The following is a 12,312-nucleotide window of genomic DNA, read 5'->3' as shown; positions in this document are numbered from 1 at the left end:
GCGCGGGGCGGCCGCCTCGACGGCTCCCGTTCCCTCCATTCCCTCCGTTTCCCGCACTTCCTGCACTTCCTGCACTTCCTGCGATTCCTGTGCTTCCTGCGTTTCCTTCGGCGGCTCGCGATGTCCTTCGCGGGCCGCCGTCGCGGCCCCTCATGGCCGCCGTCGGCTTTCAGTCGCTTTCATCCGGTTTCCGCTGTTCTCAGTCGATCTTTATTGGTCTCCTTCGGCCTTCTTCGGACTTCATCGGTCCAGATCGGTCTCGATGCGGGCTTCATGGGCATCTATGGGACTTCACAGGGTTTCATCGGTCCGGATAACCTCTGTCACCTCCTGTCGCCTTCTGTCGGATTCATTGGAATTACCGACGATTCAGAGGCGTACAACCCTGCTCGACCGACTTCTCGATGATCCATAAGCCCTGGGAACCCTGTATGCGACAGTGACCCCTGCAGCCTTGTGTCACGAATAGCGATCGATGTCACAGAGCATTGAATTCGCAGGTTCCTTATCTATCCCCCACGTGCTACAACAGGTCTACACCAGTGACTGGTTTAGACCACGCGGCGTCGCAACGCCGCGTTCCCCTTGAGACGTCGCCTCTCCCTGTTCCGTCCCTCGGCGACGTCTTGCTCTCCTGGAGGATGTTGATGTCCACGGCTAGCGACGCCGCCTCCGCGGCTCCCAAGAACAAGGGCGCGGGCGCGATGGCTGTCATGCAGCGCATCGGCCGCAGCCTCATGCTGCCGGTCGCGGTGCTGCCCGCAGCCGCGCTCCTCGTCAGGCTCGGCGCCACCGACATGCTGGGGCGGGAGTCGTTCCCGACCTTCGTGCAGAAGATCGCCGGATACATGCACGCGGGCGGTGACACGCTGCTGGGCAATATGCCGCTGCTGTTCGCCGTCGGCATCGCGATCGGTTTCGCGAAGAAGTCGGACGGCTCGACCGCGCTCGCCGCGGTCGTCGGTTACCTGGTCTTCAAGAGCGTGCTGTCCACCTTCACCGACAGCAATCTGCCCGAGGTCGCGACAGTCGTCGACGGCAAGATAGTCATGGCCGAAGCACCGGTGGACGCGAAGGTGCTCGGCGGTGTGGTGATGGGTCTGGTCGTGGCCCTCTTGTACCAGCGCTTCTACCGTACGAAGCTGCCGGACTGGCTGGGCTTCTTCGGCGGCCGTCGCCTCGTCCCCATCCTCTCCGCCTTCGCCGGTCTGCTCATCGCCATCGTCTTCGGATTCATCTGGCCGGTCCTCGGCACCGGTCTGCACAACTTCGGTGAGTGGCTGGTCGGCTCCGGTGCGGCGGGCGCGGGCATCTTCGGTGTGGTCAACCGTGCGCTGATCCCGGTGGGCATGCACCATCTGCTGAACTCGTTCCCGTGGCTCCAGGCCGGTGAGTACGAGGGCAAGAGCGGCGACATCGCACGCTTCCTGGCGGGCGACCCGGATGCCGGGCAGTTCATGACCGGTTTCTTCCCGATCATGATGTTCGCCCTGCCCGCCGCGTGTCTCGCGATCGTGCACTGCGCCCGTCCCGAGCGCCGCAAGGTCGTCGGCGGCATGATGCTCTCGCTGGCGCTGACGTCCTTCGTGACCGGGGTGACCGAGCCCATCGAGTTCACCTTCATGTTCATCGCGCCGGTGCTGTATGCGATCCACGCGGTGCTCACCGGTGTCTCGATGGCGCTGACCTGGGCACTCGGCATGCGGGACGGCTTCGGCTTCTCGGCCGGCGCGATCGACTTCCTCCTCAACCTGGGCATCGCCAGCAATCCCTGGGGGCTGGCGCTCGTGGGGCTCGGATTCGCGGCGATCTACTACGCCGTCTTCCGCTTCGCGATCACCAAGTTCAACCTGCCGACGCCGGGACGCGAGTCCGACGAGGAGCTGGCCGAGCTCCAGAAGGCCGAAGCCAAGTAACCACCCAGACCGCTGTCCGCCGCTCAGGCCGACGCCCCCGGTTCCGTTCCGTACGGTGCCGGGGGCGTCGGTCGTTCCGGCGCAGGGACCTTGCGCGGAGAAGGGGCAGGGAAAGAGCAGGGAAGCGAAGGGGCCGGGGGCGTACGCGGCCCGGCGGTGCGGGTCCCGGTCAGACCTCGTACACCGCGCCCGCCGCGGCGATCTCCGCCGGACCGTCGTACACGGCACGGGCGTCCGCCAGATTCCGTCCCCCGTCCGTCCACGGCGGGATATGCGTCAGCACCAGCCGCCCCACCCCCGCGCGCCGCGCCTGGGCCCCGGCCTCCCGGCCGTTGAGATGCAGGCCCGGAATGTCCTCCTTGCCGTGCGTGAAGGACGCCTCGCACAGGAACAGGTCCGCTCCCTCGGCGAGTTCGTGCAGGGGTTCGCAGACACCCGTGTCACCGGAGTACGTGAGCGTTCTGCCGCCGTGCTCCAACCGGATGCCGTACGCCTCCACGGGGTGGGCGACCCGTTCCGTACGGACGCTGAACGGGCCGATGTCGAAGCTGCCGGACTTGAGGGTGTGGAAGTCGAACACCTCGCTCATGGAGGACGTGGTCGGGGTGTCGTCGTATGCGGCGGTCAGCCGCTGTTCGGTGCCTTCGGGGCCGTAGACGGGCAGCGCGGGGCACCGGCCGCCGTCGTGGCGGTAGTAGCGGGCGACGAAGTATCCGCACATGTCGATGCAGTGATCGGCGTGCAGGTGGCTGAGGAAGATGGCGTCGAGGTCGTAGAGACCGACATGGCGCTGCAGTTCGCCGAGGGCGCCGTTGCCCATGTCGAGGAGCAGCCGGAAGCCGTCGGCCTCTACGAGGTAGCTCGAACAGGCCGATTCCGCGGATGGGAACGACCCCGAGCAGCCGACGACGGTGAGCTTCATGGAGCTTGAACCTCCGTGGAAGGGGAGGGCTGGGGGTGGATCGTGCGGTTCGTCGAGGGTAGAGCGCAAAAGTGGTGGCCGCTCCTCTGGAGTGCGGGGTTGTGGGGGAACTCACCTGCACTGTCACTGAATCGGAGGGCGTGCGGGTGGGTGTGTGCGGGGCGCGCAGGTCGTACGGGGTGCCGGTAGCGTCGCCGGTATGGACGCGTCTTGGTGGTGGGCGTTGTGCGCGGTGGTGCTGCTGGCACTGGTCGCGGCGGTGGTGGACGGGCGGGGGCGGCGCTCCTCCGGCGGGACCCGTGGTGCGCGCGGTGCACGTGGTGGGCGTGATGCGCGAAATGGGCGTGATGTCCGTGGTCCGCGGGGGCGTACGCGTCCGCCGGGTCGCCCGGAGGGCCGGCGTGAGCTGCCCAGCCCCGAGCCGGGGGAGATCTGGTGGGCGGACGTTCCCTATGAGGACGGCCCCGGTTCGAAGGACCGTCCCTGTCTGGTCCTCTCGGTCCATGGGGCCACGGCCCGGGTAGCCAAGATCACCAGCAGGCGGCACGACGGCCGGCCGGGGGTGATCCCGCTGCCGCCGGGCACGGTGGGCGACGCGCTCGGCCGGACGAGCTTTCTGGAGTCGGATGAGCTGCGCACGGTCCGGATCGATGGGTTCCGCCGCCGGGTGGGGACGGTGGACCGGAAGGTGTGGGCACGGGTCCGCCGCCTGTCGGGGTGAGCGGTTCGCCGTCGGTCGGGGTGCGCGCGGGGCGGGCGGCGGAGGGTGAGCGCCGGGCGGGTGCCGGGGCGCGGGCGGCAGTGCGCGGCGTACAGGAAGGCCCGCGCCGGTCGCGGCCGCCGGGGCGGCTGGACGGGGGCGCGGGCCAGGAAGAGCCGGGGCGCGTGGGGCTACGCCCAGAGCTGGCCCTGGAGCGCTTCGATCGCGGCTTCCGTCGTCGGGGCGGTGTAGACGCCGGTCGAGAGGTACTTCCAGCCGCCGTCCGCGACGACGAAGGCGATGTCCGCGGGCTCGCCCGCCTTCAGGGCCTTCTTGCCGATGCCGATCGCGGCGTGGAGGGCCGCGCCGGTGGAGACTCCCGCGAAGATGCCCTCCTGCTGGAGGAGTTCGCGGGTGCGGGTGACGGCGTCGGCGGAGCCGACGGAGAAGCGGGTGGTGAGGACGGAGGCGTCGTACAGCTCGGGGACGAAGCCCTCGTCGAGGTTGCGGAGGCCGTAGACGAGGTCGTCGTAGCGGGGTTCGGCCGCGACGATGCTGACGCCGGGGACGTGTTCGCGGAGGTAGCGGCCGACGCCCATGAGTGTGCCGGTCGTGCCGAGGCCGGCGACGAAGTGGGTGATGGAGGGGAGGTCGGCGAGGATCTCGGGGCCGGTGGTGGCGTAGTGCGCGCCCGCGTTCGCGGGGTTGCCGTACTGGTAGAGCATCACCCAGTCCGGGTGCTCGGCGGAGAGTTCCTTCGCCACGCGGACCGCGGTGTTGGAGCCGCCCGCCGCGGGCGAGGAGATGATCTCCGCGCCCCACATGGCGAGCAGTTGGCGGCGCTCCTCGCTGGTGTTCTCCGGCATGACGCAGACGATGCGGTAGCCCTTGAGCTTCGCCGCCATCGCCAGCGAGATGCCGGTGTTGCCGGACGTCGGCTCCAGGATCGTGCTGCCGGGGGTGAGGCGGCCGTCCTTCTCCGCATGCTCGATCATATGGAGCGCCGGGCGGTCCTTGATCGAGCCGGTCGGGTTGCGGTCCTCCAGCTTGGCCCAGATGCGGACGTCGTCCGAGGGCGACAGCCTGGGGAGGCGGACCAGCGGGGTGTTGCCGACCGCGGCGAGCGGGGAGTCGTAACGCATCTCAGTACATTCCGCCGGCGACCGCCGGGAGGATGGTGACGCTGTCGCCGTCGTTCAGCTCGGTGGAGATGCCGTCGAGGAAGCGCACGTCCTCGTCGTTGAGGTAGACGTTGACGAAGCGGCGGAGCTGGTCGCCGTTGCCCTTGTCGATGAGCCGCTCCTGGATGCCCTTGTGGCGGGTTTCGAGGTCGGCGAAGAGCGCGGCGAGCGTGTCCCCGCTGCCTTCGACGGCCTTGGCGCCGTCGGTGTAGGTGCGGAGGATGGTCGGGATGCGGACCTCGATGGCCATGGCGTGGACTCCAGTCGGATGGCGGTGGGCGCGCGGCTCGGTCCCCCGCGCGAGGGGTGGGGATCGGTTGAGCTGACTGCTCGGGTACTGGCTGCTCAGGTACAGAGCGCGCTGGCGAGGCGGCACAGGTCCACATGCAGCCGCGCCACGAGCAGCGTCGTGCCGCCCGGCGTCTTGTCCCGCATGTATGGAGGAACCATGCGGTCATCGTATCGATTCCCGCTCCGGGATCCGGAATGTGGTCTCGTATCGCGGACTCGAGGTGCTCACCATGCGGGCGGGAGGTAGGTGATGGAGGGGGCCCCTGTGACGGGGTGGGGGGCCACGTCGGCGTCGACGCGGTACACGTCGGCGAGGAGCCGGGGGGTGAGGACCTGCTCGGGCGTGCCGGAGGCGACGAGCCGTCCGGCGTGCAGGACGTGCAGCCTGTCGCAGTAGTACGCGGCGAGGTTGAGGTCGTGCAGGGCGAGGAGGCTGGTGGTTCCCAGGGTCCGTATCAGGCCGAGGATCTCCAGCTGGTACCGGATGTCGAGGTGGTTGGTGGGTTCGTCGAGTACGAGGAGGGCGGGCCGCTGGACGAGGGCGCGGGCGACGAGGGCGCGCTGGCGTTCGCCGCCGGAGAGGGAGGGGAAGGCGCGGTCGGCGAGGTCGGTGATGGAGAGCCGGGCGAGCGCGTCGTCGGCCAGTGCGGCGTCGGCCGCGGTGTCGGCCTCCCAGAACCGTTTGTGCGGGGCGCGGCCCATGAGGACGATCTCGCGGACGGTCAGCTCGAACTCCGCGGCGCCGTCCTGCGGCACGGTCGCCACCCGCCGCGCGCGTTCCTTGGGGCCGAGGGCGGTGAGGTCGTCGCCGTCGAGGAGGGCCTGTCCGGCCGTGGGGCGCAGGGTTCCGTAGACGCAGCGCAGGAGGGTGGTCTTGCCGCTGCCGTTGGGGCCGACCAGGCCGACGGTCTCGCCGGGCCGGGCTTCGAGGTCGATGCCGCTGAGCAGCGTACGGCCGTCGGTGTCGTATCCCAGTCCGCGTACGGTCAGGGCCGCGCCGGGGCGCGCGGCGGCTTCGGGGGCGGTCACCGTGCGGCTCCTTCCACGGGCCGGGAGCGCATCAGCCAGAGGAAGAGCGGGCCGCCGATGAGTGCGGTGAGGACGCCGACCGGGATGTCCTGGGGTGCGGCGACGGTACGGGCGGCGAGGTCGGCGACGACGAGCGCGAGGGCTCCGCCGAGTGCCGCGACGGGGAGCAGGGCGCGGTGGGTGGCGCCGACGAGCAGCCGGGCGGCGTGCGGGACCATCAGGCCGATGAAGCCGACCGCGCCGCTCACGGCCACGAGGACGGCGGTGACGAAGGAGGCGAGGACGAAGACGGCGGCGCGGAAGCGGGCGACGTCGAGGCCGAGCACGGTGGCGTCTTCCTCCCCCACCAGCAGCAGGTCGAGCGGTCGGGCGAGGGCGAGCAGCAGCGGCAGGCCGAGGCCGAGGACCGCGGCGGGCAGCCAGAGGCTGTCCCAGCGGGCGCTGCCGAGGCCGCCGAGGGTCCAGTACAGGGCCTCGCGGAAGTGCTCGGGTCGGGCGGAGGCGATGAGGACGAGGGTGGTGAGGGCGGTGAGGATGTACGAGACGGTGACTCCGGCCAGGACCAGCCGGGTCCCGGTCATCGAGCCGTCGCGCCGGGCGAGCCAGTAGACGAGTGTCAGTGCGCCGAGCGCCCCGGCGAAGGCTCCGGCGGGCATGGCGACGGCGGTGGTGGCGCCGATGCCGAGGGTGAGGACGACGACGGCCCCGGTGGAGGCTCCGGAGGAGATCCCGAGGATGAAGGGGTCGGCGAGCCGGTTCCGTACGAGGGCCTGGAGGACGGCGCCCACGACGGCCAGGCCCGCGCCGACGATCGCCCCGAGCAGGACGCGGGGCAGCCGCACCTCCATGATGATCGTGCGGGTAGGGCTGGGTGCGGCGTCCGGGCGCAGGGCCTGGAGGACCTCGCCGGGCGGGATGTGTACGGAGCCGAGGGCGAGGCCCGCGACGATCGCCGCGGCGAGGGCGAGCAGCAGGCCGGTGGCGACGGTTCCGTACCGGAGCCGGGACGTGGTGGCGGGGGTCTTCGACGGGGCGGACCCGACGGGTCCGGGGCGCGGCGCGGCGGGCGGGGCGGGCGGGGGCTCGGAGGCGTGCGGGACGGGCGCGGCGGGCACAGGTCTCGACGGGGCAGGGCCGGCCGGGCCGGGCTCGGAAGCGGGCGCGAGCGCGGCTGACGGGGCGGACCCGACGGGTCCGGGGCGGGGTGCGGTGGGGCCGGAGACGTCGGCCCTGGACCGACCGGACCCGGACGCGGTGGGGCCGGACGGGCCCGCACCGGATGGGGACGCGGCGGACCCGACCGGGCCCGGACCGGGGCCGTCCGGTCCGGGCTTCGCGGCTGGGGTCCTCACCGCGCGAGCTGCGGGGCCAGCTTGGCGATGGCGTCGGGTGCTCTTACGCCGAGGACCGCGTCGGAGAGCGGCAGCACGGCGAACCGGCCGTTCCTGATCGCCGGTACGTCCCCCAGCGCCGGGTCGTCGAGCAGGCGCTTCTTCTTCTGTTCGACGGTGGTGGCGCCGTAGTCGTAGATGAGGACGACCTCCGGCTTGCGGGCCACGACCTCCTCCCAGGTCGCGTCCCCGAAGTTCTTGTCGAGGTCGGCGAAGACGTTGCGGCCGCCCGCGCGGGCGATCAGCTCGTTGCCTATGCCCTTGCCGCCCGCCGTGAACGCGGTCTTGTCGCCGCTGTCGTAGACGAAGACGGGTACGGGGGTGCGGTCCTTCAGTCCGGTCGCGGTCCCGGCGACCGAGGCGCGGGAGGCGTCGATCCACTTCCGGGCGCGGTCGCCGACGCCGAAGGTGCGGCCGATCTCCTCGACCTCGCGGTAGACGTCGTCCAGCGTCGTCCTGCCCTTGACGCAGTTCTCCACGTTGAGCCGGGTGTCGATGCCGGACTTCTTCAGCTCGTCGCGGGTGCGGCCGTCCTTGGCGTCGAAGGCGCTGGCGTAACCGCCGTACACGAAGTCGGGGTTGAGGGAGAGGAGCTTCTCCTTGGAGGGGTACTCCTTGGCCGCGACCGGCACCGAGGCGTACGCCTTCCGGTAGCGCGGCAGGACCTCGTCGTCGAGGTAGGCGGTGCCGACGAGGGACTTCTCCAGTCCGAGTTCCAGCATGATCTCGGTGACGTGCTGGTTCATGGTGACCGCGCGCTCGGGGGGCGCGTCGTAGGTCGTCCGTACGCCGCAGTTGTCGACGGTGTAGGGGAAACCCGACGAGGCTGACGAGGCTTTGGCGGCGGGCTTGTCGGCGGACGACGCGTCGGAACGGTCGTCTCCCGTACCGCAGGCGGTGAGCGGGAGCAGCAGCGCGGCGGCTGTGAGAGCGGCGGTGCGGGCCGGGCGGCGGGGGGACGGACGGCTGGATATCCGCCGGGAGACGCGGCTGTTCGTGCGCCGGGGCATGGGGCTGGGCATGCGGATGGCCTCCTCCGGGGATTTCCACGTCCCCTGGGTGGTGGGAGAAGGGCGGCCGGTCAGTTCCTGGCTGGCGAGCGGGGACGCGGGGGCGCGTCGGACGCTCGGTCACAGTGGCGGGACCGCGCCGGATTCACACCGGCTTCCTGGGTCCTGCCGCCCCTGTATGGAGTTGGGTCGGTCCGGGTCAGTATGCCTGGACGACCTTGACCTCTTCCTCGGTGACCTCGCCTTCGAGGATGCGGAACGAGCGGAACTGGAACGGGCCGGCGTCGTCCGCGTCCGCCGTGGAGACCAGGACGTAGTGCGCGCCGGGCTCGTTGGCGTAGGTGATGTCCGTACGGGAGGGGTATGCCTCGGTCGCGGTGTGCGAGTGGTAGATGATCACCGGCTCTTCGTCGTTGTCGTCCATCTCGCGGTAGAGCTTCAGCAGGTCCGCGGAGTCGAACTCGTAGAACGTGGGCGAGCGGGCCGCGTTGAGCATGGGGATGAAGCGCTCCGGGCGGTCGCTGCCCTCGGGGCCGGCGACGACGCCGCATGCCTCGTCGGGGTGGTCGGCGCGGGCGTGCGCGACGATCTGGTCGAACAGGGCCTGGGTGAGGGTCAGCATGCCGATCAGCATAATCAGCGGGCCGTCCCGTACCGGGGGGCGGTACGGGACGGCCGGTGGACCGGCCGGTCCCGGAAGGGCCGGCGGTCCGGTCCGCACGGGGGGTGGGTCAGGGCTTGGCGAACGCCGCGCCGCGCGGGTTCCTGGCCTTCAGTGTCAGATACGCCACGCCCATGATCAGCGCCCAGACGGGAGCGCAGTACAGAGAGATCCGCGCGTCCTCGTCGATGCCCATCAGCACGATGACCATGAGGATGAACAGAAGGGCGAACCAGCTGGTCCAGGGCGCGCCGGGGGCTTTGAAGGAGGAGTGCGGGAGTTCGCCGCGCTCGGCTCGGGCCCGGTAGCGGAGCTGGCTGACGAGGATCATGATCCAGGCCCACATGCCGGAGATGGTGGCGAACGACACGATCTTGTTGAACGCTTCGCCGGGCCACTGGTAGTTGATCCAGACGCCGATCAGCATCAGGCCCGCGGAGAAGGTGGTGCCGATCAGAGGGGTGCCGCGCTTGGTGAGCCGGGTGAAGAAGGCGGGGCCCTGGCTGTTGAGGGCGAGGTCGCGGAGCATCCGTCCGGTGGAGTACATGCCCGAGTTGCAGGACGACAGGGCCGCGGTGAGGACGACGAAGTTGACGATTCCCGCGCCGGCCTGGAGGCCCATGGTGTCGAAGGCGGCGACGAAGGGGGAGACGCCGGGCCGGAAGGTGGTCCACGAGACCACCGAGAGGATCATGATCAGCGCGCCCACGTAGAAGACCGCGATCCGCCACGGGACGGTGTTGACGGCCCTGGGGAGCGTCTTCTCCGGGTCCTTGGACTCCCCCGCCGTGACGCCGACGAGTTCGACGGCGAGGAAGGCGAACATCACGATCTGCAGGGTCATCAGGGTGCCGCCGATGCCCTTGGGGAAGAAGCCGCCGTCGGCCCAGAGGAGGGAGACGGACGCAGTGTCCCCGGCGTCGGAGAATCCGAGGGTGAGGATTCCGGCGCAGATGAGGATCATGCCGACGATCGCGGTGACCTTCACCATGGAGAACCAGAATTCGAGTTCGCCGAACAGCTTCACGGAGATCAGGTTCGCGCCGTAGAGGACGACGGTGAAGACGAGTGCGGAGACCCACTGCGGGATGTCGAACCAGTACGTCATATAGGCGGCCGCGGCGGTGACTTCGGTCATTCCGGTGACGACCCAGAAGAGCCAGTACGTCCAGCCGGTGACGAAGCCCGCGAAGGGGCCGATGAACTCGCGCGCGTACTCGGAGAACGAGCCCGACACCGGGCGGTACATGAGCAGTTCGCCCAGGGCCCGCATGATGAAGAAGATGACCAGGCCCGCGATGGCGTAGGCGAGAATGAGGCTGGGGCCGGCCTTGGAGATGCCCTTGCCCGCGCCGAGGAAGAGGCCGGTGCCGATGGCTCCGCCGATCGCGATCATCTGGATCTGGCGGGCGCCGAGTGTGCGGTGGTAGCCCTGGTCGTCCGGGGAGCCGCCGGGGCCCGCGGGGCCGCCGGGATCCGTGGGGCCGTGCCCGCCGTGCTTGTCGTGCTTGTCGTGCTTGTCGGGGGTGTCGTCGACCTGCACCGAGGTCATGGTGGTGCGCCCTTTCTCCATGCCGATCCGCGTCCGCCGTCCGAAGACGCGCGGTTGCGGATCAGGTCCCGATCCCCCCGAATACGTCCTGATCCCCCCGGATACGGATGGAGTGCCACCGGCGGTCCGCCGGTGGCGGCACCGCCAGGCGCATGGGTGGCACCCCTGGCGGCCGTGCAGATTTATCACGGTTGCGCCGGAGATCGGCGGTGGCGAAAGTGGCGCACACCACAGGGAAAACCGGACAAAAACCCCTCCGGCGAACAAAACACGCCGAGGTGGTGATGTGATTGTTATCCGGATTTGAGCGTCCGCTGAGCGAACGTTTGCCCCGGCATGGACGTCGGGGCGACGTCCGCGCAGAGGCGGGCCCGGACGACGAGGGGCACCGCGTGGGGCCGGTCCGGGCGATCGCGCAGACGTCCACGACCGTACGAGAGCCGGTCCGGGCGACCGAACAGGTACACCCGAGAGCCGACCGGACGACCACACGGTCACCGCATGGGTGCTGGTCCGGACGACCGCACAGGCGACCCGCACAGGCGACCGCGCGAGCGGCCCGCACGGTCAGGGCATCAGGGTGTCGATCAGGGTCTCCTGGAGCACGCCGAGCCAGAGGTACGCCATCACCATCGGCTTGCGCGGATCCGAATCCGGCAGCCGGTACAGACCTCCGGCGTCCGCGCCCTCGGCGTCCCCGCCGTCGTCGTCGGTGACCTCCAGCCGGGTGCCGATGGTCAGCCGCAGATCGTTGAGCGCGCCGAGCCAGCACCGACTGTCGTCGGGGGTCAGTTCGAGTACGGCCTCGCCCTCCCCGACCGTGCCGAGGGAGTCGAGGGCGCGGACGACGGCGAGCGCGTTCTCGCGCTTGCCGGAGCGCAGATCCCTCTCGGTGAAGCGGCGGAACTCCGCGGAGGCCGCCTGGAGCTCCTCGTTATCCTCCTGATCCTCGCGATCCCCATGATCCGCTTCCGGGTCCGCGTAGGCGTCCGGGAACAGCCGGGCGAGCGCGGGGTCGGCGGGCGGTTCGCTGGGGCCCTCGGCGAAGAGCGCGGCCAGCGGGTCCTCGCCCTCGACCGGCTCGTCGCCCGGCCCGATCAGCTCCAGCAGCTGCACGGCCAGCGAGCGCAGGATGGCGATCTCGACCTCGTCGAGCGCGACGGCGGCGCCACCGCCGGGGATGGCCTCGAAGTGTCCCGGCATCAGCCGCGGTCCTGGGAGAGGGTCGCCCACAGTCCGTACCCGTGCATCGCCTGCACATCGCGCTCCATCTCCTCGCGGCTGCCGCTGGAGACGACGGCGCGTCCCTTGTGGTGGACGTCGAGCATCAGTTTGCGCGCCTTGTCCTTGGAGTATCCGAAGTACGCCTGAAAGACATAGGTGACGTAGCTCATCAGATTGACGGGGTCGTTGTGGACGAGCGTCACCCACGGCACGTCCGGCTCGGGGACGGCGAACGTCTCCTCCGCCGACGCGGGGCGTTCGATCTCTGTGGGAGCAACACTCACCCGGTCCATGCTGCCACTCCGGGAGGGGTATCGCACAAACGGGACCACATTTCGTCACTCTGACGAAATGTGGGGTAGCATCCTGGCCATGGCTGGATCGCTCGGGGTTTCCGGGCGACCTGGGCGACCTATACGAAAGCGCGAGGTTGAG

The 12,312-nt window shown here is 70.0% G+C and carries 13 protein-coding genes and 1 riboswitch; of the genes, 2 read left to right on the top strand and 11 right to left on the bottom strand.

Going from position 1 to position 12,312, the window contains the following annotated elements; all coding sequences use genetic code 11:
* The first annotated feature begins 647 nt into the window (after positions 1-647).
* Positions 648-1,916, top strand: coding sequence for a PTS transporter subunit EIIC (locus tag ACWEFL_RS14020; protein ID WP_451711372.1), 1,269 nt, complete (start codon positions 648-650; stop codon positions 1,914-1,916).
* Between the two features lie 169 nt (positions 1,917-2,085).
* On the opposite strand, the gene ACWEFL_RS14015 is transcribed toward ACWEFL_RS14020, so the two are convergent.
* Complete coding sequence (locus tag ACWEFL_RS14015; protein ID WP_451711370.1) at positions 2,086-2,838, bottom strand: MBL fold metallo-hydrolase; 753 nt, start codon at positions 2,836-2,838, stop codon at positions 2,086-2,088.
* Positions 2,839-3,037: 199 nt separating this feature from the next.
* Between ACWEFL_RS14015 and ACWEFL_RS14010 the strand changes: the two genes are divergently transcribed.
* A complete protein-coding gene (locus ACWEFL_RS14010) occupies positions 3,038-3,559 on the top strand; it encodes a type II toxin-antitoxin system PemK/MazF family toxin (protein ID WP_451711367.1) in 522 nt (173 codons plus the stop codon).
* 170 nt (positions 3,560-3,729) lie between these two features.
* Here ACWEFL_RS14010 and ACWEFL_RS14005 read toward each other — a convergent pair whose 3' ends face one another.
* The 10 genes from ACWEFL_RS14005 to clpS form a co-directional block, all read right to left on the bottom strand.
* A complete protein-coding gene (locus ACWEFL_RS14005) occupies positions 3,730-4,680 on the bottom strand; it encodes a PLP-dependent cysteine synthase family protein (RefSeq protein WP_451711364.1) in 951 nt (316 codons plus the stop codon).
* A gap of 1 nt (position 4,681) precedes the next feature.
* Positions 4,682-4,969: a MoaD/ThiS family protein gene (locus ACWEFL_RS14000; protein WP_451711361.1), complete on the bottom strand. Its 288-nt coding sequence runs from the start codon at positions 4,967-4,969 to the stop codon at positions 4,682-4,684.
* A gap of 95 nt (positions 4,970-5,064) precedes the next feature.
* The gene (locus tag ACWEFL_RS13995; RefSeq protein WP_451711359.1) at positions 5,065-5,169 is read right to left on the bottom strand and encodes a putative leader peptide; all 105 of its coding nucleotides are present in this window, start codon (positions 5,167-5,169) and stop codon (positions 5,065-5,067) included.
* A gap of 66 nt (positions 5,170-5,235) precedes the next feature.
* Positions 5,236-6,039 (bottom strand): ABC transporter ATP-binding protein, encoded by an 804-nt coding sequence (locus ACWEFL_RS13990; protein ID WP_451711356.1) that lies wholly within the window; start codon positions 6,037-6,039, stop codon positions 5,236-5,238.
* Entirely contained in the window at positions 6,036-7,013 is a 978-nt protein-coding gene (locus ACWEFL_RS13985) for a FecCD family ABC transporter permease (protein ID WP_451711626.1), read from the bottom strand. The genes ACWEFL_RS13990 and ACWEFL_RS13985 overlap by 4 nt, the downstream gene beginning before the upstream one ends.
* A 374-nt stretch (positions 7,014-7,387) precedes the next feature.
* Positions 7,388-8,452 carry an ABC transporter substrate-binding protein gene (locus tag ACWEFL_RS13980; protein WP_451711353.1) on the bottom strand — a complete coding sequence of 355 codons (1,065 nt, stop codon included), beginning with the start codon at positions 8,450-8,452 and terminating at the stop codon, positions 7,388-7,390.
* 40 nt (positions 8,453-8,492) lie between these two features.
* Positions 8,493-8,624, bottom strand: a riboswitch (cobalamin riboswitch).
* 15 nt (positions 8,625-8,639) lie between these two features.
* Complete coding sequence (locus ACWEFL_RS13975; protein ID WP_451711350.1) at positions 8,640-9,062, bottom strand: Mov34/MPN/PAD-1 family protein; 423 nt, start codon at positions 9,060-9,062, stop codon at positions 8,640-8,642.
* A 109-nt stretch (positions 9,063-9,171) separates the two neighbouring features.
* Positions 9,172-10,653, bottom strand: coding sequence for an amino acid permease (locus tag ACWEFL_RS13970; protein ID WP_451711347.1), 1,482 nt, complete (start codon positions 10,651-10,653; stop codon positions 9,172-9,174).
* A 567-nt stretch (positions 10,654-11,220) separates the two neighbouring features.
* Positions 11,221-11,856, bottom strand: a complete 636-nt coding sequence (locus ACWEFL_RS13965; RefSeq protein WP_451711345.1) for a DUF2017 domain-containing protein — start codon at positions 11,854-11,856, stop codon at positions 11,221-11,223.
* Positions 11,856-12,170, bottom strand: coding sequence for an ATP-dependent Clp protease adapter ClpS (gene clpS / locus ACWEFL_RS13960; protein WP_451711342.1), 315 nt, complete (start codon positions 12,168-12,170; stop codon positions 11,856-11,858). Before clpS ends, ACWEFL_RS13965 begins: the two co-directional genes overlap by 1 nt.
* Between the last annotated feature and the right edge of the window lie 142 nt (positions 12,171-12,312).

The organism is Streptomyces sp. NPDC004838, from assembly GCF_053600955.1.
This window is presented reverse-complemented; position numbering and strand designations above follow the sequence as displayed.